Genomic DNA, 24289 nt, shown 5'->3' on the forward strand with positions numbered 1-24289 from the left:
TGAGGTGTGACATATCACTGTGGGTGTGGGTGTGGGTGCGGGTGCGGGGCTCAGGGCGGGGCGTCGGCATCGACACCGGATGCGGAGCCGGAGCCGGATGCGGAGCCGGAGCCGGCGTCCTCTCCGGTCTCGCCCGCCCGTGCCAGCACGCCGAGGGGGACCGGCCGGGCGAACGGTCGCCGAGCCACTCCCTGCTCGCACCCGGCGACACCCGCGACCGCCGGCCCGCACATCCGGCCCTGGCACCAGCCCATCCCGGCGCGGGTGAGGAGCTTCACGGTCCGGACGTCCCCGGCGCCCAGTTCCCCGACGGCCTCACGGACGGCTCCGGCGGTGACCTCCTCGCACCGGCAGACCACCGTCTCGTCGGTGACCTGCTCGGTCCAGTGGGCCGGCGGGACGTACACGGCGTCGAGGACTTCGAAGAACTCCCGTAGTGCGCGACGGGACTTGGCCGCCCGCGCCCATTCGTCCGGGTCCGGCACCCCGCCCCGCAGGCGGGCGGCGGCCGACCGGCCGGCGATATGGCCCTCGGCGAGGGACAGGGCCGCCCCGCCGATCCCGGTGGTCTCGCCCGCGGCCCAGACGCCCGGCACATCGGTGCGCTGCTCCTCGTCGACCCACACGCGCGGTCCGGCGGACTCCACACGGCAGCCGAGCGCCTCGGCGAGATCGGTGTGCGGCAGCAGGCCGTGCCCGACGGCGAGCGTGTCACAGGAGACGCGTCGCCCGGTCCCGTGCCGGACCCGGCCCTCGTCGTCGAGCGCGGCGACGGTCACGGCCTCCAACCGGTCGTCGCCGTGGGCCTCGACGACGGTGTGCCGAACGAGGGTCCGTACCCGGCGGCGCAGCAACTCCGCCGCGTACCAGGCCCCTTCGGCGAGCTTGTCCGCGCGGCGCGCCAACGCCCCGGTCCGCCGCACCAGGGCGCCGGGGCCGGCGGACTCGACCAGCGCGGCGACCGTGACGCCCGCCGCCGCGAGCCCGGTCGCCACCGGCAGCAGCAGCGGGCCGGTCCCCGCGACGACCGCCGTACGGCCCGACACCGCGAGCGCCCCCTTCAGCATGGCCTGCGCGCCCCCGGCGGAGACGACGCCCGGCAGGGTCCAGCCGGGGAAGGGCAGCACCTTCTCGTAGCCACCGGTCGCGAGCAGGACGGCGTCCGTGCGCACCTCGACGGGCCGCTCCTGCTCGGGCCCGAGCAGCGCGTGCACGGTGAAACGCGCGGGGCCGCCCCCATGCCGCTCCACGCACCAGACATGGTGGTCCGGGAGATGTACGACGCGCCCGGCGGCGACCTCGCGTGCGAGGCCGTCGCGCAGCCGCTGCCAGGTGCGCCACTGGTGGTGCAGGGCCTGCGGGCGCCGGGCGCCGAGTTCGGCCGGGGGCTGCCGGTAGAACTGGCCCCCGACGGCCCGGGCGGCGTCGACCAGAGTGACCCGTACGCCGCGTCCGGCCGCCGCCAGGGCCGCCGCGAGCCCCGCCGGGCCGGCGCCGACGATCGTCAGACGGGGCGCCCCGGGTTCACTGCTCATGGCCCGTGCCCTCCTGGGTGCGGATCGCGTCGCCCGGTCGGACCGGCACCAGACAAGCCCGTTGACCAGGGCGTTCGTTGACGGTGACCAGGCAGTCGAAGCAGACCCCGATGCCGCAGAAGATCCCTCGCGGCCGGCCCGCGCCCCGGGTGCTGCGCCAGGACGTCACCCCGGCCGCCCAGAGCGCGGCCGCGACCGTCTGGCCCGGCAGCGCCTGCAGTTCACGTCCGTCGAGGGTGACGGTGAAGGCGGGCCCGGGCTCGGCCCGCGCCGGCTCCAGCGGGTTCATGCCGCGTCCCCCTCGTCCTCCGCGAACCGGTCCGGACGGAACGGCGTGAGATCCAGATCGGGTGTCCCGCCCCCGAGTGCCTGGGCGATCAGATGTCCGGTGCCGGTGGCGAGCCCGATCCCGGCGCCCTCGTGCCCGCAGGCATGGAACAGCCCCGGCACCCTCGGGTCGGGCCCGATCGCGGGCAGATGGTCCGGCATGTACGGCCGGAAGCCGACGTACGTCCGCATCGCGCGCACCTCCTCCAGGAACGGGAACAGCCGGGTCGCGCCCGCCGCCAGCGCCCGTACGACGGGCAGGGAGAACGACCGGTCGAAGCCGACCCGTTCGCGGCTCGCGCCGATCAGCACGGGTCCGGCGGCCGTGCCCTCGACCACCGGGGAGGTCTGGAGCGCCGCCGAGTCGCTGGCCACGTCGGCCACGTAGTCGGCGGCGTACACCTTGTGCCGCACCATCGGCGGCAGCGGTTCGGTGACGAGCACGAAGCCGCGCCGGGGGAGGACCGGCAGGCCTGCACCGGCGAGCGCGGCCAGTTCACCGCCCCAGGTCCCGGCGGCGTTCACCACCGCCGGAGCGTGGATGTCGCCCCGGTCGGTCCGTACGCCGCGCACCGCACCGGCCCGTGTGCGCAGCACCTCGGTCACGGTCCGGCCGGTGAACAGCCGGGCCCCGGAGGCCCGTACGAGGTGCGCGGCGGCGAGGGTGGGCATGACCTGGGCGTCCTGGGGGTAGTGGATGCCGCCCGCGAGGCCGGGCGCCAAGTGCGGTTCCAGTTCCGGGAGTTGCCGCGCGGTGACGCTGAACGCCGCTACACCGGCGGCGCGTTGTCCGGCGGCGAAGCGCTCCAGCGCGGCGAGACCTTCCGGCGCCGACGCCACGACGACCCCGCCCTTGGGCTCGTACTCGAACGCCGTTCCCAGGCCCGGCTCGGCGGCCAGCTCGGCCCACAGGCGCTGGGACAGCAGGGCGAGTGCCAGTTCGGGACCGGGCTCCTTGTCGGAGACCAGGACATTGCCCTCGCCGGCGCCGGTCGTGCCGCCGGCCACCGGGCCGCGGTCCACCACGACGACGCCCAGACCCGCCCTGGTCGCGTACAGGGCGCAGGCCGCGCCCACCATTCCCGCTCCGACAACCACGACGTCGCAGGTCAGTCGCTCGGTCACGCCAGTACTATGTCACATGGCGCTGCCGCGCGGGAAGAGCCCGACAGCGAGCCGGACTTGTTGTTCGGGGGCGGGTGCTCCGCAGTCTCGTGGTGGGGAGCGTGAGAGCCGCGGGGGCGATCAGAGCCCGAGACCCTGCACCATCTCGTCGACGACCACCTGGCAGCGGGGCAACGGCCGCCGCCCCGTGCCCCGCACCGGTGCCGTGTCCTCCCCGTCGGCCCAGCCGTCTCGGTCCGGTGCGCCGGTCCGGTCCGCCGCGTCCCGCGGCGCGGCCACCGGGATCTCCCGCAGCCATTCGTGGACGACCCGCACCGGAACGTCGTGGCGGCGCGCGCCCTCCGTCGCCGTGATCCTTCCGGAGAGGATGTCCGCGAGGGTGCGGATCCGCTCGGTCGGGGGGATCTCCGAGGCGTTCGTGGAGGCGTTCAAGAGCCGGTCCTTTCCGTGGACGTTCACCCATGTCGTGGTCGAGCCGTCGGAACTCGGTACGTGGTGCGCGGGACTCGGTACGTGGTGCGCGGTACTCGGAACAGGTCGTCAGCGGCTTCGGACCGTGCGAGGGAGCGGCCCTCGCCGGTACGTGGCCCACGACCGTCCGGAGGGTGAAGAACCCCGGTCGCGCCCCAGCCGTCCGCCCCCGGGCCCCGCACCCTCCCGGCCGAGTACCGGGGTGGCCCCCGGTCAGTCCTCCCGCGCACGGGCCCGCCCCGGCGGGAACTCGAACGCGCCACCCCGCATGCCCCGCACCTCCGGTCCCCCGAAACTGACCGCATGCCAGGACAGCCCAGCCGCATCGAGGACTACGCCCTCATCGGCGACCTCCTCACCGCCGCCCTCGTGGGCCGGGACGGCAGCATCGACTGGCTCTGCCTCCCCCGCTTCGACTCGCCCGCCTGCTTCGCCGCCCTGCTCGGCGACGAGGACAACGGCCGCTGGCGCATCGCCCCCGCCGACGAGAACGGCCCGTACGCCCGCCGCCGCTACCGGGACGACACGGCGATCCTGGAGACGGAGTGGGAGACGACCACGGGCCAGGTCCTGGTCACCGACTTCATGCCGTGCCGCAAGACAGGCGCCCCCAGCGTGGTCCGTATCGTCGAAGGCCTCTCCGGCACCGTCGACATGCGGATGGACCTGCGGCTCCGCTTCGACTACGGCCGTGTCCTGCCCTGGATGCGGCGGCGCGGCGGCGCGCTGACGGGTACCGCCGGGCCGGAGTCGGTGTGGCTGCGCACCCCCGTGCGGCCGGTCGCCCACGGTACGGCCCACACCGCCGTGTTCCCGGTCCGGGCGGGCGAACAGATCCCCTTCGTGCTGACCTGGCACCCCTCCCACCTCGCCGCACCGCGCCGGGTGGACGCCTTCGAGGCGCTGCGCAGCACCGAGTCGTACTGGCGCCGCTGGCTGCGCCGACTCACCTACGACGGGCCCTACCGCGACGCCGTCGCCCGCTCCCTGATCACGCTCAAGGCCCTGACGTACCAGCCGACCGGCGGCATCGTCGCCGCCCCGACCACCTCCTTGCCGGAGGAGATCGGCGGCGTCCGGAACTGGGACTACCGGTTCTGCTGGCTGCGGGACGCCGGCATGACGCTGGAGGCCCTGCTGCGCAGCGGGTTCAAGGCCGAGGCGGACGCCTGGCGGGGCTGGCTGGAGCGGGCGGTGGCGGGGCGGCCCGAGGACGTGCAGATCATGTACGGCATCGCGGGGGAGCGGCGGCTCACCGAGTGGGAGGCCGACTGGCTGCCGGGCTACGAGGGGTCGCGTCCGGTGCGGATCGGGAACGCGGCCGCCTCGCAGCGGCAGCTCGACGTGCCCGGCGAGGTGATGGACACCATCCATCTGGCGATCGGTTGCGGACTGCGCCCCCGCAAGCATCTGGTCTCCCTTCAGGCGGTGTTCCTGGACCACCTGGAGCGGGCCTGGTCCGAGCCCGACCAGGGGCTCTGGGAGATGCGCGGCGCCCCCCGCCACTACACGCACTCCAAGGTGATGTGCTGGGTCGCCTTCGACCGGGCGGTGCGGCTGGCGGAGGCGCACTCCCGTCCCGGCCCGGTTCAGCGCTGGCGCGAGATCCGTGACCGTATCCACCGCGAGGTCTGCGAGCGGGCCTACGACCCGGAACGCAACACCTTCACCCAGTCGTACGGCTCCCGGGAGCTGGACGCCGCGCTGCTGCAGATCCCGCAGACCGGTTTCCTGCCACCGGACGACCCACGGGTGATCGGCACCGTCGAGGCCATTCAGCGCGAACTCCTCTCCGACGGACTGGTGGCCCGCTACTCGGCGGGCGCCGCCGACTCTCCGGACGGCCTCACCGGCGGCGAGGGGGCCTTCCTCGCCTGCTCCTTCTGGCTCGCGGACGCCCTGCTGGTGATCGGCCGCGAGGAGGAGGCCCGCGCGCTGTACGAACGGCTGCTGGAACTGCGCAACGACGTCGGCCTCCTCGCCGAGGAGTACGACCCCCGCGCCCGTCGTCAACTGGGCAACTTCCCACAGGCGTTCACCCATGTGCCGCTGATCCGGGTCGCCTACGAACTCGACCTGCACGCCCCGCACGCCCGCCGTGAGGACCCGAGGAAACCCCCGGACGTCCACGCCTCGGACGACGTGTCCGATTCCTGGACGACCTCTTGACGCGGGGCGTGGGTGGCTCGACACTCCAGGTGGGGTATTTCCTAGTGAACGGGTAGGGAATGATGGGGCGTACGGAGCCGGTGGTCACTCGTGTGCCGCGCACGCGCCGGCAGTCCCTTCTGTTGACGTCCCGCCGTCACATCGATCTGCTGCGCGTCTGCAGCGCGGGAAGCCCCGTCGGCTGACCGGCCTCGAGCCGAGCCGGGGCCCGAGTCGAGCCGACCCGAGTCGACCCCGGCCGGGCCGGGCCGTCGGGGTGGCGCGCCGCAGCGCCCGCGCGTCCGTGTACTCGCGTCACCACCGTTCCCGCGCACCGTCGCATCTCGCGCCACCACGCCACCACGCCACCGCGCGTCAGAACCCCGGGGAGACACATGTCCGCCATGCCCGTCCACGCCCTGAACGCCGTTCCGTCGCCACGGCCGCTGCCCTCCTTCCGTGGCCGGATCGGCTGCGACGCGCGCAGCGGCCACTACGCCGTGCCCCGCCGCTACCGGCTCCATCTGTCGCTCTCCTGTCCGGGCGCCCTGCGCATCGCCGTCGTCCACAGCCTCCTGGGGCTGACGGACGTCTGCCCTGTGACGCTCCTGCCCGCCGTGCCCGACGGCCCGAACGGCGAACACTCCGCGCTGCGCCCGCTGTACGAGGCGAGCGCCCACCGCTACCCCGGGGCGGCCGTGGCGCCCGTGCTCAGCGACGACTGGTCCGGCCGCATCGTCAGCACCCACGCCCCCGACATCATGCGCGACCTCGCCCGCCGCTTCGGCGCCGACCGGCACACGCTGTACCCGGAGGGCGCGGAGGCCGAGATCGAGGGGGTCGCGCGCCTCTGCGAACAGGGCATGGACGGCGCGGCCCAGCGCGCCGGACGGGCCGACGCCGACGACCTCGAACGCCGCGAAGCTCTCGGCTCCCTGCTGCGCACCCTGCGCTCCCTGGACGCCCGGCTCGCCGGACAGGAGTACGTCCTCGGCGATCGACTCACCGTCGCGGACGTCGAGTTGTGGGTCTCCCTGGTGCGGCTCGACACCGTGCACCGCTGGCACCTGGACGCCTCCGCCGTGCACCGTGTCGCCGACCACCCGCACCTGTGGGCGTACGCCCGCCGGCTGACCGCCCATCCCGCCTTCGGCCCCCACCTCGACCTCGACGGCATCGCCCGCCGTCACCACGCGCACTGCCGGGGCCTGGAGGCCGCCGGCGCGGCCGTGCAGATCCTGGACTGGGCCTCCCACGTCCCGGACCAGGGCGTATCGACTGACGGACAGGTGTCCCATGTGCTGGACTGACGTTGACAGGGGCCTGCCGGGCCTGAGTTACTTACGCCGACCCGATGAGCACGAGGCCCGCAGGGCCGGAAGACGATGGTGACGGACATGGACGCGACCCCGAGGCCCGCCGCATGGCGCCGCCACGGCCGCGTGCCGCTCTGCGCCGACCGCGCCGTCGATCTGCTCCGGGTCAACAGCGCACTGTGTAGCGCACGTTAGCGCGCGGCCGGGCCCTCGCCCGGTGCCGCGCTCCCGTCGAGGCTGACGGTTCTCCGAACCCCTGAGGCACCGCACCAGCGGTCCGCCTCCTCCCGCCAGCCCCGGTGCCGTGCGCATCCGTGTGCCTTCGGCGCCCGCGGACGACGAAGGTCGCCCGCCGGCCCCCGTCCGACGAGTGCCGCCCGCCGTGCTCCCCGCGGCGCGCGTCGCCCCGCTCGCCGTACGGCCGAAGTCGCCTGCGTCGCCTGGGGTTTCGACACTCCTCCGGAGCCCTTGATGAGTGAACCCCCAGGCGCCGCCGTGTCCCTGACCGAGGCACCGCCGCCCGCCGACGACACCCCGTCGCAGCGGCTCACCGCCCAGCGGGTGCTGCCGCTGCGCCGCCCCGGCCGCTGGATCGCCACCGCGATCGTGCTGGTCCTCGCGGCCCAGTTCGTCCACGGACTGATCTCCAACCCCTTCTACCAGTGGGACCGTTTCGCCTACTGGTTCCTGCGGCCGGCCATCCTCGACGGACTGCTCATCACCCTCGAAGTCGCCGCCTACAGCGCGGTGTTGGGCCTTCTCGGCGGCATCCTCCTCGCCCTGGCCCGGCTCTCCGACAGCCCGGTCCTGCGCTCGGTGAGCTGGGTGTACATCTGGGCCCTGCGCTCGATCCCGCTGATCGTGGTCCTGCTGTTCCTCTACAACTTCAGCGCCCTCTACCAGACGCTCAGCCTGGGCGTCCCCTTCGGCCCGGCGTTCTTCACCTTCGACGAGTCGCGCCTCGCCACCGACATGGCCGTCGCCGTGATCGGCCTCAGCCTCAACGAGGCCGCCTACGCCGCCGAGGTCGTCCGCGGCGGCATCCTCTCCGTCGACCAGGGCCAGCACGAGGCGGCGTCCGCGCTCGGGCTGCCCAAGCGCTACCAGTTCCGCAGGATCGTCTTCCCACAGGCGCTGCGCTCGATCACCCCGAACTACGTCAACCAGCTGATCGGCCTGATCAAGAGCACCTCGCTGGTCTTCTACGTCTCCCTGCTCGACCTCTTCGGCACCGCCCAGGCCATGGGCTCCACCTACCCCGGCGACATCGTGCCGCTGCTGCTGGTCTCCACCGTCTGGTACCTGATCCTCACCAGCGTCGTCTCCGTCGTCCAGTTCTACGTCGAGCGGTACTACGCCCGGGGCGCCACCCGCACCCTGCCGCCGACGCCGCTCCAGCGACTGCGGGCCGGCATCGCCGACCTGCGGACCCGCATCCGCAAGGAGGCCGCCGTATGACCACCGTGACGCCCACCCACGAGGCCGCCACCGTCGAGGTGCACGACGTGCACAAGTGGTACGGCACGCACCGCGTGCTGAACGGTGTCGACCTGACCGTACGGCCCGGCGAGGTCACCGTGATCCTCGGCCCGTCCGGCTCCGGCAAGTCCACGCTGCTCAGGGTCATCAACCACCTGGAGAAGCCCGAGATCGGCCATGTCAGCGTCAACGGCGAACTGATCGGCGTACGCAGGCACGGCGACCGGCTGAAGGAACTGAACGAGCGGGCGATCCTCACCCAGCGCTCCCGGATCGGCTTCGTCTTCCAGAACTTCAACCTCTTCCCGCACCTGACCGTGCTGGAGAACGTGGCGGCGGCGCCGGTGGCGACCGGGAAACTCACCAGGACCGGGGCCGACGCGCTCGCCCGTGAACTCCTGGACCGGGTCGGCCTGGCCGACAAGGCGGACGCCTATCCACGGCAGTTGTCGGGCGGACAGCAGCAGCGCGTGGCCATCGCCCGCGCCCTCGCCCTGCGCCCCGGCGTCATCCTCTTCGACGAGCCGACCTCCGCCCTCGACCCCGAACTCGTCGGCGAGGTCCTGGAAGTCATCAAGGACCTGGCGAGGGGCGGCACCACGCTGGTGATCGTCACCCACGAGATCGGCTTCGCCCGGGAGATCGCCGACCGGGTCGTCTTCATCGACGGCGGCCGGATCGTCGAACAGGGCCCGCCGGCCGAGGTCCTGGACAGGCCACGGCACGAGCGGACCAAGGACTTCCTCAGCAGGGTCCTCTGACGCGGGGTCCTCCGACCTCGCGCGACCCGCACCCCACCGTGCCTCCCCCCCACCGTGCCTCCCCCCCCACCGTGCCTCCCCCCTCCGCGCTTCCCCCCACACCGCCCGCACCATCCACTCGAAACGACAAGGACAGACAGCCATGCCCACGCACACCCGGTTCTCCCGGCGCAGCCTGCTGCGCGGCATCACCGCGGCGACCGCCGCCGTCACCCTCGCCACCGGGCTCGCCGCCTGCGGGGGCGACACCGAGGCCGCCACGAGGACCGACGCCGCCGGCACGGTCACCGTGGGACAACTGGCCAACGGCGCGGCCAAGGAGACCGAGATCAAGGTCTCCGAGGTGAAGTCCATCAGCACCAAGCTGCCCGCCGCGATCAAGAAGAGAGGCACGCTGGTGATCGGCTCGGGCACGCTGCCCTCGGGCAGTCCGCCGCTCGGCTTCATCGGCAGCGACCAGAAGACCGTGACCGGCTCCGAGCCCGACCTCGCCCGGCTGGTGGCCGCCGTGCTCGGTCTCGAACCCGAGATACGCCAGTCGACCTGGGAGAACCTCTTCATCGGGATCGACAGCGGCAAGGTCGACGTCGGCTTCTCCAACATCACCGACACCGAGGAGCGCAAGCAGAAGTACGAGTTCGCCTCCTACCGCAAGGACGACCTGGCCTTCGAGACAAAGAAGGACAGCGACTGGAACTTCGACGGCGACTACGAGAACCTCGCCGGCCGGACGGTCTCCGTCGGCAACGGCACCAACCAGGAGAAGATCCTCCTGGAGTGGAAGGCGAGGCTGGCGAAGGAGGGCAAGAAGCCCCTCACCGTCAAGTACTTCCAGGAGAGCAACAGCATCTACCTGGCGCTGAGCAGCGGCAAGATCGACGCCTACTTCGGCCCCAGCCCCAACCTCTCCTACCACGCGGCCAAGACCGCCGGCACTCCCCAGGAGACCCGCATCGCGGGCCAGTTCTCCGGCGCCGGCGAGACCCTCCAGGGCCTGATCGCCGCGACCGCGAAGAAGGACAGCGGCCTCGCCGAGCCGATCGCCGAGGCCATCAACCACCTGATCGCGGACGGCCAGTACGCCGACTGGCTGAAGGCCTGGAACCTCTCCAACGAAGCCGTGGAGAAGTCGGAGGTCAACCCGCCGGGCCTGCCCCTCACCAATTCCTGAGCACCCGTCACCCCGACTGCACGACATGCCCGTTGCCTGAGGAGAGGACTCCGCCCCCGTGGTCCATCAGACCGACCTCCGCGGGGGCGGAGCCCCGCTCGCACCGGACACCTCGGTCCTCGACAACGCCGTCTGGACCTCCCTCGACGGCCCGCACTCCTCCTTCGCCGAACGGGTCGGCGCCGCCGCCCGCTACCCGGCCGACGTCTACGCCTTCGCCGCCCTCGCCGATCCGGAGGACCCCGCGGCCTGGGCCGACCTGCACACACTCGTCGGCCCGGGGGCCGTCGTACGGGTCAAACCGGTCGGCGCGGTCCCGGACGGCTGGGAGGTGCTCGGCGGTGGACAGGGTGTCCAGCTGGTGGACACCGCCCTGCGGGCCGAACCCGCGCCCGAGGCCGTACGGCTCGGGCTCGACGACGTCCCCGAGATCCTGGACCTGGTCGCCCGCACCAGTCCCGGCCCCTTCCTGAAACGGACCGTCGACATGGGCACCTATCTCGGTCTCCGGGACGGGGGCCGGCTGATCGCCATGGCCGGTGAACGGCTCCACCCGCCCGGCTGGACCGAGATCAGCGCGGTCTGCACCGACCCGGAGTACCGCGGCCGGGGCCTCGCCACCCGGCTGGTCCGCGCCGTCGCCGCGGGCATCCGTGAACGCGGCGACACACCGTTCCTGCACGCCGCCGCGGACAACATCCCGGCCGTCCGGCTCTACGAGTCCATCGGGTTCACCCTGCGCCGCAGCTCCCCGATCCGCACGGTCCGAAGCCCGGGAACGCGTCCCGCGAACGCCGTACGAACCTCCTAGGAAGGCACCCACCCGTGTCCCCAGCAGCCTCTTCCCCCGCCCCCTCGTCCCCCTCCCCGGCCGCACCCTCCTCCGCCCTGCACCTCGCGGTCGCCCTCGACGGCACCGGATGGCACCCCGCCTCCTGGCGCGAGCCGACGGCCCGGCCCCGTGCGCTGTTCACCGCCGGGTACTGGGCCGACCTCGTCGCCGAGGCCGAGCGCGGACTGCTCGACTTCGTGACCCTGGAGGACGGGCTCGGCCCCCAGTCCTCGCACCTCCTCGACCCCGACGAGCGCACCGACCAGGTCCGCGGCCGCCTGGACGCCGTCCTGATCGCGGCCCGGATCGCCCCGCTCACCCGGCACATAGGCATCGTGCCGACCGTCGTGGCCACCCACACCGAGCCCTTCCACATCTCCAAGGCGATCGCCACCCTCGACCACGTCAGCTCCGGCCGCGCAGGTCTCCGGGTGCAGATCACCGCCCGGCCGAACGAGGCGGCCCACTTCGGCCGCCGGACCGTTCCGCGCATCGAGGCCTACGACAGCCCGGACGCCCGGGAGACGGTGAGCGAGCTGTTCGACGAGGCCGCCGACCACGTCGAGGTCGTGCGCCGCCTCTGGGACAGCTGGGAGGACGACGCCGAGATCCGGGACGTGGCCACCGGCCGGTTCATCGACAGCGACAAGCTGCACTACATCGACTTCGAGGGCCGCCACTTCAGCGTCAAGGGCCCCTCCATCACCCCCCGCCCGCCGCAGGGCCAGCCCGTCGTGACCGCGCTCGCCCACGACACCGTCCCCTACCGACTGGTGGGCCGCCAGGCCGACGTCGGCTACGTCACCGCGCACGACACCGGTCAGGCCCGCGCGATCGTCGCCGAGATCCGCGCGGAGCAGCGCTCCGCCGGGCGCGCCGAGGAGCCGCTGCACATCTTCGGCGACCTGGTGGTCTTCCTCGACGACGACCCGGCCGAGGCGGCGGCCCGCCGGGAGCGCCTCGACGCCCTCGCCGGCGAGCCGTACCGCAGCGACGCCCCGATCTTCACCGGCACGCCGGTCCAACTGGCCGACCGTCTACAGGAGTTGGCGAGCGCCGGGCTGTCCGGATTCCGGCTGCGCCCCGCCGTCCTCGGCCACGACCTCCCCGCGATCACCCGAGGTCTGGTTCCCGAACTCCAGCGTCGAGCCGCCTTCCGACGCGGCTACGAGGCCGACACCCTGCGGGGCCTGCTGGGCCTGGCCCGCCCCGCCAACCGCTACGCCGCCACGACGGCCTGAGCCGGACGGGAGACACCCACCCATGAGCAAGCCCCCGAAGTCCACGGACTCCACGAAGCCGTTGAAGCAGATCCACCTGGCCGCGCACTTCCCCGGCGTCAACAACACCACCGTGTGGAGCGACCCCGAGGCCGGCAGCCACATCGATTTCAGCTCCTTCGCACACTTCGCCCGCACCGCCGAACGCGCCAAGTTCGACTTCCTGTTCCTCGCGGAGGGCCTGCGGCTGCGCGAACAGGGCGGAAAGATCTACGACCTGGACGTCGTCGGCCGCCCCGACACCTTCACCGTCCTCGCCGCGCTCGCCGCCGTCACCGAACACCTCGGGCTGACCGGCACCATCAACTCCACCTTCAACGAGCCGTACGAGGTGGCCCGCCAGTTCGCGAGCCTCGACCACCTCTCCGACGGGCGCGCCGCATGGAACGTCGTCACCTCCTGGGACGCCTTCACCGGTGAGAACTTCCGCCGGGGCGGGTTCCTGCCGCAGGAGGAGCGGTACTCCCGGGCCAAGGAGTTCCTGGCCACGGCGACCGAACTCTTCGACTCCTGGGACGGGGACGGGATCGTCGCCGACCAGGAGTCGGGCGTCTTCCTGCGGGACGCGAAGGCCGGCGCGTTCGTCCACTCGGGCCGGCACTTCGACATCGAGGGCCGGTTCAACGTGCCGCGCTCACCGCAGGGCAGGCCCGTGATCTTCCAGGCGGGAGACTCCGAGGAGGGCCGCGAGTTCGCCGCGTCGAGCGCCGACGCCATCTTCAGCCGGTACGCGAGCCTGGACGCGGGGCGGGCCTTCTACACCGACGTCAAGAGCCGTCTCGCCCGCCACGGCCGCCGCCCCGACCAACTGCTGATCCTGCCCGCGGCCACCTTCGTGCTGGGCGACACCGACGCCGAGGCCGCCGAACTCGCCAAGGAGGTACGGCGTCTCCAGGTCAGCGGCGCCACCGCCATCAAGCACCTGGAGTTCGTCTGGAACCGGGACCTGTCCTCCTACGACCCCGACGGCCCCCTCCCCGACATCGATCCCGACACCGGCGACACGCACATCTCCAAGGGCCGCGCCCAAGTGCGCATGTACCGCGACCCGTTGGCGACCGCCCGGGAGTGGCGGGAGCTGGCCGCCGCCAACGGCTGGTCCATCCGTGACCTCGTCATCGAGACCGGCAACCGCCAGAGCTTCGTCGGCTCGCCGGAGACCGTCGCGCGGACCATCAACGACTACGTCCAGTCCGACGCCGCCGACGGCTTCATCCTCGTCCCCCACATCACCCCCACCGGCCTCGACCCCTTCGCCGACAAGGTCGTCCCCCTCCTCCAGGAGCAGGGCGTCTTCCGCACGGACTACGAGGGCACCACGCTCCGCGACCACCTGGGCCTGGACCGGCAGCCGCACCCACTGCCCTAGCCGAAAGGCGGCCGTACCGCTGCCCGGCGCCCACCCACCCCCGCCTCCCCTCTCTCTCGTCGACCGCCGGGGCAGTCGTACAGCGGGAGCGGCACGGGTGGGCGCGGGTGGGCGCGGGCGGCGCACCCTCACGCGGACGACGGCCGCGAGCCGGCCGTCGGTGTCCGGTTCGCGTCCGGGGACGCTTGACACCCGCCCCGCGCGGTCGTTCACTCCGCAGTGAGGGGAGTGATCGCCGTGGCGATCCGCACCTCTTCGCCCGACGCGAGGCCCAGGCGCACCTCGACACCCGTCCGGACGGGAGCACATGATGGCCGACGGTCTGGAGAACCTCGACGACCGGGATGATCCGGACGACGCGGAGGACCCCGACGATCCGGATGATCCCGACGACGCGAGGAGCGCGACGGGCACCCCGGCGGACCCCGACGGCGGCCCCGACGAGGTGGACGCCGGCCGACTCCTCGCGCCGTACGAGCGGATGGCCCTCATCCGTCGCACCGAGCGGGTCGCCCATGGTCTGTCCCTCGCCGCACAGGTCAAGGGCGCCACCCACCTCGCCGCCGGGCACGAGGCCGTGGCCGTCGGCGCGAGCCCGCCCTGCGCCCCGACGACTACGTCTTCGCCACCCACCGGGGCCACCACCACTCCCTCGCCCGGGGCGCGACCCCCGAGGCGTGCCCTCGCCGAACTCATGGGCGGGGCCACCGAGTTGTGCACCCCATGGCCGTCGGCGCCGCCTGGTCCGCCCCCGGCTGCGCGGCACCGACCGGATCGCGGCGCCCTTCTTCGGCAACGGCGCCACCGACGTCGACGTCAACGACATGGTGCTGGTACGGCGGCGGTGGCCAGGCTCGCGGGCCGGGCCCGGGCGGGGGAGGGGCCCGGACTGCTCGGGGAGTGCGTGCCGCTGCCGTGCGCCGACACCCTGGAACAGCGTCGTCCCCGCCGTCGGCCGGGTCATGGGGGCGGTCCGTGACCTCACCGCATACTGACACTCCGTCAGCTTTCATGCGGACCCACCTCTGGGAGGAACGGCGATGACCACACGGATGCTCCTGCGCTCGGGCCATCTCGTCACCATGGATCCGGCCATCGGTGACCTGCCCCGGGGCGACATCCTCATCGAGGACGGCACGATCACGGCGGTCGAGCCGGAGATCGACGCGGACGTCGACGCCGAGGTGCTCGACATGACCGGCCGTATCGTCATCCCCGGCTTCGTCGACACCCACCGCCACACCTGGGAGGCGCCGATCCGCGGCTGCGCCCCCGACGCCACCCTCGACGACTACTTCGTCGACGTCCTCGACACCTTCGCTCCCGTCTTCACCCCCGAGGACGTGTACGCGGGCAACCTGGCCGGCACTTTGGAGTGCCTCAACGCGGGCATCACCACCCTCGTCGACTGGTCCCACATCAACAACACGCCCGAGCACCCGGACGCCGCGCTCCAGGCGCTGCGGGAGACCGGCATCCGGGCCCAGTACGCCTACGGCAGCGCCAACACCTCCCTCGCCGACTACTGGTTCGACAGCAAGATCGCGGTGCCCGGCGACGACGTACGCCGGATCCGAGCCGAGCACTTCGCCTCCGACGGCGGCCTCCTCACCATGGCCCTGGCCACCCGGGGCCCCGGCTTCTGCACCGACGACGTGGTCAGGCAGGAGTGGGGACTCGCCCGCGAGCTGGACGTCCCGATCACCGTGCACGTCGCCATGGGCCGTCTGGCCGGACGCTTCGGCATGGTCAGGCGCCTGCACCAGATGGACCTGCTCGGCGCCGACACGACCTACGTCCACTGCTGCTACCTCGGCGAGGACGAGTGGCGGATGGTCGCCGACAGCGGCGGTACGGTCTCCATCGCCGCCCAGGTGGAGACCCAGATGGGCCACGGCTGGCCGCCGGTGATGCAGGCGATCGAACACGGACTGCGGCCGTCCCTGAGCATCGATGTCGTCACCACCGTCCCCGGCGACATGTTCACCCAGATCCGCGCCGCCTTCGGCGCCGAGCGCGCCCGGGTCAACGCCGACTGCTGGCAGGCCAACCTGCCGGTCCCCGCCACCATGTTGACGGCACGTCAGATGCTGGAGATCGCCACGCTCAACGGCGCCCACGTGGCCGGCCTGGAGGACCGCACCGGCTCCCTCACCCCCGGCAAGCGCGCCGATGTCGTCGCCCTCGACGCCACCGCCCTCAACATGGCGCCCGTGCACGACGCGACCGCCGCCGTGACGCTCGGCGCGGACGTCTCCAACGTGGACACGGTCATCGTCGACGGGGTGGTCCACAAGCGCGACGGCAAGCTCCTCGCCGACGTCGACCGGGCCCGCCGCCTGGTCGAGGAGTCCCGCGACCGGCTGCTCGCGGCCGTGGCGGCCGGGAAGCGCGACACCTGACCCACCACCGCACGACACGCCGGAGAGCCGGGCCCCCGACCGCCGTACACGGTCGGGGGCCCGGCTCTCCACGGTCATCGGACAGGCTGACGGGGGTGGCCGGCGCTGCCGTGTCCGCCGGCGTCGAGGGCCGTGCCGCCGTCAGTCCTCGCGCGGCCAGTTCTCGGCCTCGAACATCCAGCGCTGCTTCTCCAACTCGTAGGTCAGCGAGATCAGCAGGTCCTGGGTGACCTTGTCGGCCTCCTCGGTCGTCTCGATCCGCTCCCGCAGCCGCCCGATCGCGGCCTCCAGCGCCTCCACGAGCAGCCGCACCACCTCGGTGTCCCGCTGCCAGCCCTCCTTCGGCCCCTGGAGGTCGAACCGGGCCGCCACGGTCTCCGGCCGGCCGTCCGGGGGAACCCCGATCGCGGCCGCGCGCTCGGCGACCTGGTCGGCGTAGGACCGTGCCGTGGACACCACCTCGTCGAGCTGGAGGTGGATCGAACGGAACCTCGGTCCCACGATGTTCCAGTGGGCCTGCTTCCCGATCAGCGAGAGCCCCAGCAGATCCACCAGGCTCTCCTGCAGCGCGTCGCCCGCGATCCGGCGGGCGGGTTCGGGAAGCGTGCTCCTCACCATCGTCATCTACGCGTCACTCCTCATCGCTTCGTACCGGCGAGCGCCTCGTGCCGAGCGGCGTCGGCGCTGCCGGTTCTGCGGAGCAGGTCGGTGCGTTCATCCTCGCCCATGCCGCCCCACACGCCGGCCGTCTGCCCGTTGCCGAGCGCCCACATGAGGCACTCGCGGCGCACCGGGCAGCGGCCGCAGACACGTTTGGCGGCGGCGACGTCGTTCAGCGCCGGTCCTGTGGTGCCCACGGGGAAGAACAGTTCGGGGTCCTCTCCCACGCAGGCCGCTCTCCGCAACCACTCCATGCGGGGCCGGGTGCCCAGCGCGGACGACGGAAAACGCGGGCTCAGCGACCCAGTACGCCGTCCACGAACTCCTTGACGTCCGTGAGCACTTCGCTCCGGTTCGTCTCGTTGAACACCTCGTGCCGGGCGCCCGGGTAGACGCGCTCGGTCCACTCGGTGCCCCGGAGGTCCTCGATCCCCGTACGGCTGCCGGACAGCGGCACGATCCGGTCGTCGTCGCCGTGCAGCCACAGCAGCGGGAGCGGGCCGATGCACCCGCCCTTGGAGATCGCCTCCAGAGCCCGGTCGATGGCCTCCAGCGTCGGCCGCTTGAACGGGCCGTGCCACACCAGCGGATCGTTCGCGTACAGGGCGCCGACCGCCATGTCCCGCGAGAGCAGCTTCGGGTCGAGCGGCACCCCGGGCACCTCCGGCGGCGCGAGCAGCGCCCGCAGCGGGTCCCAGATCCCGATCAGCGGCGCCGAGAGCACGACCGCCGCGAGCCCGGCACCGTACCGCTGGGCGTACCGCGCGCCGATCAGACCGCCCAGGGAGTGACCGATCAGCACCACCGGCAGCCCCGGGTACGCGGCCCGCGCCAGCACCTCCACCGAGTGCACGTCGGTGACCACGTCCTCGAAGTCCTCGATCAGCACCCGCTCGCCCGCCGACCTGCCGTGCCCCATGTGATCGGGACCGAACACCGCCGCGCCGTGCCGCACCAGGGCGTCGGCCACATGCTCGTACCGGCCGATGTGCTCCCCGTAGCCGTGCACCAGGAGCACGACGTACCGCGCTCCCTCGCACGGCCATTCCCGCGCGGTGACACCGCCCCGCGTACCGGCGAAGCTGTGCTCGCGCGAGTCGGCCATGACTCCTCCAACTACGTCGGTGAAGGTACCCCGGGGATCTTGCCAGCCCGTCGGACGATGGTCCATGGGCCGTCCGGGGCCGAAGAACCGACCGCGCGGCGGCACGCCCGGCACGGAACGCCCGGGCACGGGGCGTGAGGCGGGCAGGATCAACTGGCGAGACGCTCCTGTCGTGGGCCGATAGGTGCGCATAGCATCGGACCCCGCATGAACACGATGACTCTCTGGCACCTGTCCACGGCCGAGTTCGCGGCCCTCGCCTTCGCGGCCCTGCTCGTCGGCTTCTCCAAGACCGCCGTGAGCGGTGCCAACACGGTCAGCCTCGCGATCTTCGCCGCCGTCCTGCCCGCCCGCGCCTCGACCGGCGTCCTCCTGCCGATCCTCATCGTCGGCGACGTCCTCGCGGTGCTCACCTACCGCAGGCACGCCCACTGGCCCACCCTGTGGAAGCTCTTCCCGGCGGTCGGCGCGGGAGTCGTCCTCGGCACGCTGTTCCTGGTCTGGGCCGACGACAGGATCGTCCGCACCTCCATCGGCGCGATCCTGCTGCTGATGACGGCCGTCACGATCTGGCGGCGCCGCACGGTCGACAAGGACGACGAACCCGACGCCATCACCACCCGCGCCGGCCGTGCGAAGGCCCGCTCGTACGGTGTCCTCGGCGGCTTCACCACCATGGTCGCCAACGCCGGCGGCCCCGTGATGTCCATGTATTTGCTCTCGGCGGGCTTCCGGAAGCTCGGCTTCCTCGGCACGTCGGCGTTCTTCTTCCTCATCGTCAACGTCTCCAAGGTCCCGTTCAGCGTGGGCCTCGGCCTCATCGACGCGCACTCGCTGCTGCTGGACGCGGCGCTGGCCCTGTTCGTCGTACCGGGCGCGTTCCTCGGCAAGTGGGCGGTGAACCGCATCAACCAGAAGCTGTTCGAGCGGCTGGTGATCGCGGCGACGATCGTGGGCGGTCTGCAGCTCCTGCTCCGCTGAGCCCCCGCCCGCAGGTCCTTCCAGGCCCGCGGGGCCTGATCCTTCAGGGGCGCGGGGAGTCGCCGCGCAACCGTGGCGCCCACGCCCCCGCGTCGACCGCCTGCCCTCCCTGCTCCACCACGTCGGCCAAGCGCCGGGCCCACGCTCCCACTCCGGTCAGATCGACGCCGTAGGGTCGCGGTCGGCCGCTTCCGCCGCCCCACTCCTCGACGGCCCCGGCGCCCCGGCGCAGCAACCGGGCCCCGCCCTTGACGTTGCCGCGCGCAGCGTGCGTGAGCCCCACCGCGAGCTGGGCGAGGCCGCGCCACAGCGCCCGCTCCTCGTCGGGCCCGGACTTCCAGGCGTCCTCGAAGACCTCGTGCGCATGGAACGGCTTCCCCGCGTCCAGCAGCGCCTGCGCCTCCACGACCGTCTCCTCGGGGTCGCGCACCACCCCCTCGGGCTGCCGCTCCACCCCCGGCGCCCCGTACGGCAACGGGCGCCCCAGCCCGTCCCGGGGCCGCGCGCTCCGCGCCCGTCCCTCCTCGTCCCGGTCCCGCTCCGCCGCCGTCCCGTCCTCCGCTGTCCCGCTCATGCCTCGATTGTCCCTCCCGCTCACCGGCGGCCGGGCAGCGGCCGACGTACGGTAAAGTTCTCAGTGCGCGATCACGCGGTTTCCCCGCGGACAGCGCACCGGGACGTGGCGCAGCTTGGTAGCGCACTTGACTGGGGGTCAAGGGGTCGCAGGTTCAAATCCTGTCGTCCCGACAGCTATAGGACTAGTTGTCGCAGGTCAGGGCCTTGGATCACATGACGTGAGACGAGGCCCTTGATCTTTTCCGGGCTCTCGTCTCGCAATTTCTCACCAATTGGGATGATCTTCCCTCACCGAGCAGCTCACCCAGCTTCTCTGAACCTGCCTTGAGACTCTGCGGGTCGGGGTGCGCGTAGACGCGCTTGGTGAATGACAGGTCGTGTGCCCGGCCAAGCTGACATCACTGTGTCAGGCACTCCGTTGTTGGCCATCCAAGAGAGACACGCGTGCCGCGCGTCGTAGGAGACGGACTCGGCGCACACCTGTTGGCTCCATCAGCTCTGCGCTTCGCGCCGTAGCTTGTCCGTCTTGAACGGACGGCCCAGCTCATCGACGACGACGTAGCCCGAGTCCTCGTAGGCCTCGCCCTCCTCCTCCTTCTCCTTGTCCTGGAGAGCAGGTAGCAAGACGAGTGCGCTTTGAACGGGCTTGCAACGACTAACACAATGAGGTGGATCGCTGCTGGTTGCCATGTCCAGGGCAGGAGTTGAGCGTTCGCTCCGCTCTGTCGTCCCGACTTCACGAAGTCGAAGGTCAGGGGCCGCTTCAGAGGAGATCTGAAGTGACCCTTCGATCATTCTCGGGGACCACCTGGGGACCAGGGCGCTTGACGGGGGCCGTGGCGCATCTTGACCCGGTCAAGGTGCGCCACGGGGTGGTCGCCAGCTGGCCCTGACAAAGCCTCTGTATGTGCCGGTGTGTGGTCAGGCAGCCGGCAAGTCCGACGAAGGCCTCGTGGAAGTCGTCGCGTCGTTGCCGGCGGATGCGTAGGCGGCGGAAGCCGTGGAGCCGTTCGAAGGCCGGAGCGCGCCGGCTGGCGGCGGGACGCGTCCTCGGCCGGGTGGCCGCATGACGTCCCCCGCGAGATGCGGGTGTCATGAACGCGGCCGCGCGCTGCACTCCGCGTACGGACCCGGCTGGGCCGGCCGGGTGAATGACGGTGCGGCACCCACCCGATACGGAATCAGTCACCACGTGAATGTTGGAAGGAGACCCTCGGGCCGGCTGACGCGGCAGGGGTACAGCAGGGCCCGGCCGTGGCGGGTCCGCAAGAGCGGGTGGTACTACCTCTCGCTCGTGGCGACGCTGCTGGGCGCGCTGCTCCTGCTGTTCCTGGCCGTGACGGCACTGGTCACGCTGGCGAACGACCGGACGTTCTGGACGCCGGTCCGGTGGCTCGACCAGCACTGCAAGAAGAGCAGCAATGCCTGCACCGTCCTCCAGTCGCTGATCATGCCGTTCCTCACCCTCTCCCTGGCCACGGTCGCGTACCTCTCCTTCCGCTTCACCAGGGTGCGCAGGGCGTACCTGAGGAAGGCCCGGACGACACCGCACGAGTTGGTGGAGACGGCGGGGGGCATCCTCGGCAAGGTGGTGGGCCGCGACCAGTTGTGCGAGGTCCTCATGGAGGACCAGCGGGACGCCCGGTTCCGCCGTACGCATGTCGTGGTCGGCGGTGTCGGCACGGGCAAGACGGCGCTGATCGTGCTGCTGACGGAGCAGTTCGCCCGGCGCAAGGCCCTTCCCGTGCCGCTGCGGCTGCGGAACGCCGACACGGATCTGGACTTCCGCGAGATGGCGTTCAGACGGTTCTGCCGGGAGGTGCAGGGCTACATCCGTTCCGACGCGGAGGCGGAGAAGGTGTGGCGCAGGCTGTGCCAGCAGGGGCGGATCGTCGTCCTCGCGGACGGTCTCGAAGAGGCGCTGACCGGTGACACCTTGGCGGAGGAACGCGACACCGTCATCCGGCTGGCGATCCGGCGGGCCACCGACGAGCGGCTGCCGCTCATCATCACCTCCCGCCCGCACGACTCCCTGCGCGGCATGGAGGCCTCCCTGACGGACCTGGAACCGCTGAGTGAGGAGGCCGCGCTCGCGTACATCTCCTCGGGCAGTGCCTGGGAGGACCGGCAGCGGCTGGACTGGATCGTGGAGAAGGCCGGCATCGCGGAGGCGCCCACCTACTTGCAGATCGCCAGTGAACTCCACGAGGAGGGCCTGCTGGAGCGCGCCCTGAACGCCAGCGCCGAGGAAGAGGCGGTGGAGACGCGCGGCGGGGACCGGGCGGGCCTGCGCCACCACCTGGTCGAAACCTGGATCGCCGCCCTGATCAGCGGACGGTTCCGGCCGGAACTGCCGCTGGGACAGGACGAGCGACGGGCAGCCGTGCACTACCTCTCCGCGCTCGCTTGCGCGGGGCTGGCGTCGGACTCCTGCGAGGTGCACTTCACCGACGTGGTGGACGAGCAGAACCCCTCTCGGCCCCGCTACCCCGAGATCCTGGCGGAACTGGTGCGCAGGGTGGAGGACAGCAAGCTGGACATTCGCCTCGCCGCCCACTGGGGCGCGCGCATGGGGCTGGTGGAGGTCGGCGGCGACAGGGTCCGCTTCCAGCACAGCGTGATCCAGGCCCACCTCGGAGCGCGGTTCATGAATGCCGTGATCCATCCGGGCGTGCCCGCCGAGCCCACGGAGGGATACCTGTTCCCGGCGGCGCTGGAGAAGCCGGGCCGGGAACTGCTGATCGCCATGGTGCTCCACTCCCGCACGCCCGAGGGTTCGTGCCGCCACGGGGAAGAGGCGCACGGCGGCGGCCAGCCGTGGTGTCCGGTGTCGGCCGCGCGGGACCTGCTGGTACGGGCGGCCTGCAAGGCGCAGATGGACAGCAGGGAAGAGGCTTGTCGGCCCGGCTCCCCGCCTGCCCGGCCGGCCGGGGCACGCGGTCGGGCAGCACCCGAAAGCACCCGGGAGACACCGGGGTGGCCCACAGGAGCGGAGGAGCGCGCCCGGGCATCCCAGGAGCGTCCGGCGGAGGCACAGGAACCGGCCCAGCAGCTCTCGGGGCGGCACACCCCGGACGGGCAGCGGCTGTGCGGTCGCACGCTGCACGCCAAGGCCCTCGAGCTGTACGCCGCCGCGCTGGAGATCGACAGCGTGGACGCCGAGCCGCAGCAGCACCTCATCGCCATGCGGCTGGCCACGTCATGGCCCGATCTGCGCGCCCGTGATCCGCACACGCTGCGCGTCGCGAAGGCTCTGCTCGTCTCCCGCTTCGGCGACGCCATGCGCGGCGTCGCCCGGAGCCGCACGGTGGTCCCCGCGTACCTGGAGCTCTTCGAGATCGCCCGCCTGGAGCCCTCGTACCCCATCCGCGTCGCCATCGCGCAGGAGATCGGCGCGGGTGGTGACAGCGCCTTCGCGGTGCTGCAGGCCCGGCTGCGCGGCCCGGAGACCGACCGGGACGAGACGCTGGAGCGAGCCCGGGACTGGATGGTCGATCTGTGGGGGGCGCAGGAGACGGACGTGCAGGCGGAGCGCTGGGGGAACCGTCCGGCGGAGCGCGACGGGTCGCGCAGCCCCTGGGAGGCACGCGAACGGGAGCGGCGGCGCGAGGAACGCAGGCGGGAGGAGTCCGAGCGCGAGGAGGAGGAACAGCGGTGGCGGGACAACACCATGTGCGCCTGGCTGATTCCCCTGTTGGTCGGCTCGGTCACGACACAGCGTCACCAGAACACGCCCTACGAGTATCTGGAGAGCTGGGTACGCCGGGTCGGCGCGCCCGACGGGTCCGGCGCGCCCGCGCTCGACCTGACCGTGGAGATCGCCCTCGCCCAGGGGTTCAAGTACGCGGCGAACCGCCGCCACCGCCATCCGCATGCCCGCGCCGAGGCACGCGAGTACCTGAGCGGGCAGGCCTGGGACATGCTCAAGCGCACCCGGTTCTGGTTCACCCGCCTCACCCTGCTGCACGCGCTGACCCTGTGGGACCTGCCCGACGGGGTCACGGTGACGCGCCCCGCGCACGGCCGGGGATCCCACCCCGCGGAACAGGTCCGTCAGTGGCTGGCCCTGCCGGACGGCAAGGAGCAGCACCCGTTCGTCGAGGAAGCCGCCCGGCTCTGCGTCTGGGCTCTGGAGACCCGGCAGCCGGAGCGGTTCCTGTGGATCGACGAGTCGGGTGTCGCCGCCCACGTCGGCTCGCAGACGGCACCGTGGGGCGAGGCGCGCAAGCACCAGCTGTGGATCCCGCCCTCGACCGGCTGGAGCACCCTCCACCCGCAGGCCCAGCAGCTCCTCGCGGACGTGCTGCTGCTCCTCAACCTCGCCGAGCGGGGCGACTGGCCCAAGGACCGCCTCCGGCGCCTGCGGCACACGGCGCGGCCGGACCTGCCGCCGTGCCTGAGCCGGGACCGCGGCCCGCTCGACCCGGGGCGCACGGATGTCCGGACGACTTCCTCCCAGGCGGGCTCCAACTGCCGTGACGACTGCTCCTTCGAGCTGTGCCCGTACCCGCCCAAGGGTCTCGACAGCCACCGGGTCGAGCTGAGCGAGGCCTTCTGCCGGGCGCAGTCCAGTGTGCTGTCACGGTCGTTCCTCCACCCCCAGGCCCCCTGGCAGCAACGCACGGACGTGGCCGAACTGCGCCGGTTCTGGGAGCGGATGGGCCAGCGGGCACAGGACGACCCGCGGCCCCGCTGACGCCGCCCCGGACGGGGACTGTGAGTTCGATTCCTGTCGTCCCGACCCGGAAGAG

21 protein-coding genes and 1 tRNA gene are annotated in these 24289 nt (G+C 72.3%); 13 read left to right on the forward strand and 9 right to left on the reverse strand.

Annotation, left to right across the window (positions count from 1 at the left end; all coding sequences use genetic code 11):
- Positions 1-50: 50 nt before the first annotated feature.
- The 4 genes from ACZ52C_RS16140 to ACZ52C_RS16155 form a co-directional block, all read right to left on the reverse strand.
- The gene (locus tag ACZ52C_RS16140; protein WP_469075300.1) at positions 51-1535 is read right to left on the reverse strand and encodes an FAD/NAD(P)-dependent oxidoreductase; all 1485 of its coding nucleotides are present in this window, start codon (positions 1533-1535) and stop codon (positions 51-53) included.
- On the reverse strand, positions 1525-1824 hold the full coding sequence (locus ACZ52C_RS16145; protein ID WP_469075301.1) for a (2Fe-2S)-binding protein: 300 nt from the start codon (positions 1822-1824) through the stop codon (positions 1525-1527). Before ACZ52C_RS16145 ends, ACZ52C_RS16140 begins: the two co-directional genes overlap by 11 nt.
- The gene (locus tag ACZ52C_RS16150; RefSeq protein WP_469075302.1) at positions 1821-2987 is read right to left on the reverse strand and encodes an NAD(P)/FAD-dependent oxidoreductase; all 1167 of its coding nucleotides are present in this window, start codon (positions 2985-2987) and stop codon (positions 1821-1823) included. The genes ACZ52C_RS16145 and ACZ52C_RS16150 overlap by 4 nt, the downstream gene beginning before the upstream one ends.
- A 120-nt stretch (positions 2988-3107) precedes the next feature.
- Positions 3108-3419, reverse strand: coding sequence for a hypothetical protein (locus ACZ52C_RS16155; RefSeq protein WP_469075303.1), 312 nt, complete (start codon positions 3417-3419; stop codon positions 3108-3110).
- Positions 3420-3761: 342 nt separating this feature from the next.
- Here ACZ52C_RS16155 and ACZ52C_RS16160 point away from each other — a divergent pair, with 342 nt between their 5' ends.
- The 10 genes from ACZ52C_RS16160 to ACZ52C_RS16205 all read left to right on the forward strand — a co-directional run bounded on the left by ACZ52C_RS16160 (position 3762) and on the right by ACZ52C_RS16205 (position 16216).
- Complete coding sequence (locus ACZ52C_RS16160; protein ID WP_469075304.1) at positions 3762-5627, forward strand: glycoside hydrolase family 15 protein; 1866 nt, start codon at positions 3762-3764, stop codon at positions 5625-5627.
- A gap of 374 nt (positions 5628-6001) precedes the next feature.
- On the forward strand, positions 6002-6916 hold the full coding sequence (locus tag ACZ52C_RS16165; protein WP_469075305.1) for a glutathione S-transferase C-terminal domain-containing protein: 915 nt from the start codon (positions 6002-6004) through the stop codon (positions 6914-6916).
- 477 nt (positions 6917-7393) lie between these two features.
- On the forward strand, positions 7394-8380 hold the full coding sequence (locus ACZ52C_RS16170) for an amino acid ABC transporter permease (protein ID WP_469075306.1): 987 nt from the start codon (positions 7394-7396) through the stop codon (positions 8378-8380).
- Positions 8377-9162, forward strand: a complete 786-nt coding sequence (locus ACZ52C_RS16175; protein ID WP_469075307.1) for an amino acid ABC transporter ATP-binding protein — start codon at positions 8377-8379, stop codon at positions 9160-9162. Before ACZ52C_RS16170 ends, ACZ52C_RS16175 begins: the two co-directional genes overlap by 4 nt.
- A gap of 142 nt (positions 9163-9304) precedes the next feature.
- Positions 9305-10333 carry an ABC transporter substrate-binding protein gene (locus tag ACZ52C_RS16180; protein ID WP_469075308.1) on the forward strand — a complete coding sequence of 343 codons (1029 nt, stop codon included), beginning with the start codon at positions 9305-9307 and terminating at the stop codon, positions 10331-10333.
- Between the two features lie 58 nt (positions 10334-10391).
- Positions 10392-11144, forward strand: coding sequence for a GNAT family N-acetyltransferase (locus ACZ52C_RS16185; RefSeq protein WP_469075309.1), 753 nt, complete (start codon positions 10392-10394; stop codon positions 11142-11144).
- 14 nt (positions 11145-11158) lie between these two features.
- Positions 11159-12406 carry an LLM class flavin-dependent oxidoreductase gene (locus ACZ52C_RS16190; protein ID WP_469075310.1) on the forward strand — a complete coding sequence of 416 codons (1248 nt, stop codon included), beginning with the start codon at positions 11159-11161 and terminating at the stop codon, positions 12404-12406.
- A gap of 22 nt (positions 12407-12428) precedes the next feature.
- Positions 12429-13814: an NtaA/DmoA family FMN-dependent monooxygenase gene (locus ACZ52C_RS16195; RefSeq protein WP_469075311.1), complete on the forward strand. Its 1386-nt coding sequence runs from the start codon at positions 12429-12431 to the stop codon at positions 13812-13814.
- 307 nt (positions 13815-14121) lie between these two features.
- Positions 14122-14793 carry a hypothetical protein gene (locus tag ACZ52C_RS16200; protein ID WP_469075312.1) on the forward strand — a complete coding sequence of 224 codons (672 nt, stop codon included), beginning with the start codon at positions 14122-14124 and terminating at the stop codon, positions 14791-14793.
- A 61-nt stretch (positions 14794-14854) separates the two neighbouring features.
- Positions 14855-16216 (forward strand): amidohydrolase family protein, encoded by a 1362-nt coding sequence (locus ACZ52C_RS16205; RefSeq protein ID WP_469075313.1) that lies wholly within the window; start codon positions 14855-14857, stop codon positions 16214-16216.
- A 141-nt stretch (positions 16217-16357) separates the two neighbouring features.
- On the opposite strand, the gene ACZ52C_RS16210 is transcribed toward ACZ52C_RS16205, so the two are convergent.
- The 3 genes from ACZ52C_RS16210 to ACZ52C_RS16220 are packed head-to-tail and all read right to left on the reverse strand — an operon-like array spanning position 16358 to position 17981.
- Positions 16358-16840 carry a Dps family protein gene (locus tag ACZ52C_RS16210; protein ID WP_469075314.1) on the reverse strand — a complete coding sequence of 161 codons (483 nt, stop codon included), beginning with the start codon at positions 16838-16840 and terminating at the stop codon, positions 16358-16360.
- Positions 16841-16854: 14 nt separating this feature from the next.
- The gene (locus tag ACZ52C_RS16215; RefSeq protein WP_469075315.1) at positions 16855-17130 is read right to left on the reverse strand and encodes a WhiB family transcriptional regulator; all 276 of its coding nucleotides are present in this window, start codon (positions 17128-17130) and stop codon (positions 16855-16857) included.
- A 41-nt stretch (positions 17131-17171) separates the two neighbouring features.
- Positions 17172-17981 (reverse strand): alpha/beta hydrolase, encoded by an 810-nt coding sequence (locus ACZ52C_RS16220; protein ID WP_469075316.1) that lies wholly within the window; start codon positions 17979-17981, stop codon positions 17172-17174.
- A 207-nt stretch (positions 17982-18188) separates the two neighbouring features.
- Here ACZ52C_RS16220 and ACZ52C_RS16225 point away from each other — a divergent pair, with 207 nt between their 5' ends.
- Positions 18189-18962: a sulfite exporter TauE/SafE family protein gene (locus ACZ52C_RS16225; protein ID WP_045561649.1), complete on the forward strand. Its 774-nt coding sequence runs from the start codon at positions 18189-18191 to the stop codon at positions 18960-18962.
- A 43-nt stretch (positions 18963-19005) separates the two neighbouring features.
- Here ACZ52C_RS16225 and ACZ52C_RS16230 read toward each other — a convergent pair whose 3' ends face one another.
- Complete coding sequence (locus ACZ52C_RS16230) at positions 19006-19536, reverse strand: DUF309 domain-containing protein (protein ID WP_469075317.1); 531 nt, start codon at positions 19534-19536, stop codon at positions 19006-19008.
- Positions 19537-19635: 99 nt separating this feature from the next.
- On the opposite strand from ACZ52C_RS16230, the gene ACZ52C_RS16235 reads away from it, so the two are divergent.
- Positions 19636-19709 (forward strand) — tRNA-Pro (locus ACZ52C_RS16235).
- A 321-nt stretch (positions 19710-20030) separates the two neighbouring features.
- Here ACZ52C_RS16235 and ACZ52C_RS16240 read toward each other — a convergent pair.
- The gene (locus ACZ52C_RS16240; protein WP_469075318.1) at positions 20031-20162 is read right to left on the reverse strand and encodes a hypothetical protein; all 132 of its coding nucleotides are present in this window, start codon (positions 20160-20162) and stop codon (positions 20031-20033) included.
- A 670-nt stretch (positions 20163-20832) separates the two neighbouring features.
- Here ACZ52C_RS16240 and ACZ52C_RS16245 point away from each other — a divergent pair.
- Positions 20833-24234 (forward strand): NACHT domain-containing protein, encoded by a 3402-nt coding sequence (locus ACZ52C_RS16245; RefSeq protein WP_469075319.1) that lies wholly within the window; start codon positions 20833-20835, stop codon positions 24232-24234.
- The last annotated feature ends 55 nt before the right edge of the window (positions 24235-24289 follow it).

It is taken from the genome of Streptomyces sp. NPDC034049 (assembly GCF_055575575.1).

What these genes read in the sequence shown, in the direction of transcription:
- ACZ52C_RS16230 (WP_469075317.1), bottom strand. Translation starts at nt 19,536, where the DNA reads ATGAGCGGGACAGCGGAGGACGGGACGGCGGCGGAGCGGGACCGGGAC.
- ACZ52C_RS16210 (WP_469075314.1), bottom strand. Translation starts at nt 16,840, where the DNA reads ATGACGATGGTGAGGAGCACGCTTCCCGAACCCGCCCGCCGGATCGCG.
- ACZ52C_RS16160 (WP_469075304.1), top strand. Translation starts at nt 3,762, where the DNA reads ATGCCAGGACAGCCCAGCCGCATCGAGGACTACGCCCTCATCGGCGAC.
- ACZ52C_RS16195 (WP_469075311.1), top strand. Translation starts at nt 12,429, where the DNA reads ATGAGCAAGCCCCCGAAGTCCACGGACTCCACGAAGCCGTTGAAGCAG.
- ACZ52C_RS16165 (WP_469075305.1), top strand. Translation starts at nt 6,002, where the DNA reads ATGTCCGCCATGCCCGTCCACGCCCTGAACGCCGTTCCGTCGCCACGG.
- ACZ52C_RS16140 (WP_469075300.1), bottom strand. Translation starts at nt 1,535, where the DNA reads ATGAGCAGTGAACCCGGGGCGCCCCGTCTGACGATCGTCGGCGCCGGC.
- ACZ52C_RS16175 (WP_469075307.1), top strand. Translation starts at nt 8,377, where the DNA reads ATGACCACCGTGACGCCCACCCACGAGGCCGCCACCGTCGAGGTGCAC.
- ACZ52C_RS16200 (WP_469075312.1), top strand. Translation starts at nt 14,122, where the DNA reads ATGATGGCCGACGGTCTGGAGAACCTCGACGACCGGGATGATCCGGAC.
- ACZ52C_RS16220 (WP_469075316.1), bottom strand. Translation starts at nt 17,981, where the DNA reads ATGGCCGACTCGCGCGAGCACAGCTTCGCCGGTACGCGGGGCGGTGTC.
- ACZ52C_RS16180 (WP_469075308.1), top strand. Translation starts at nt 9,305, where the DNA reads ATGCCCACGCACACCCGGTTCTCCCGGCGCAGCCTGCTGCGCGGCATC.
- ACZ52C_RS16225 (WP_045561649.1), top strand. Translation starts at nt 18,189, where the DNA reads ATGAACACGATGACTCTCTGGCACCTGTCCACGGCCGAGTTCGCGGCC.
- ACZ52C_RS16205 (WP_469075313.1), top strand. Translation starts at nt 14,855, where the DNA reads ATGACCACACGGATGCTCCTGCGCTCGGGCCATCTCGTCACCATGGAT.
- ACZ52C_RS16170 (WP_469075306.1), top strand. Translation starts at nt 7,394, where the DNA reads ATGAGTGAACCCCCAGGCGCCGCCGTGTCCCTGACCGAGGCACCGCCG.
- ACZ52C_RS16215 (WP_469075315.1), bottom strand. Translation starts at nt 17,130, where the DNA reads ATGGAGTGGTTGCGGAGAGCGGCCTGCGTGGGAGAGGACCCCGAACTG.
- ACZ52C_RS16145 (WP_469075301.1), bottom strand. Translation starts at nt 1,824, where the DNA reads ATGAACCCGCTGGAGCCGGCGCGGGCCGAGCCCGGGCCCGCCTTCACC.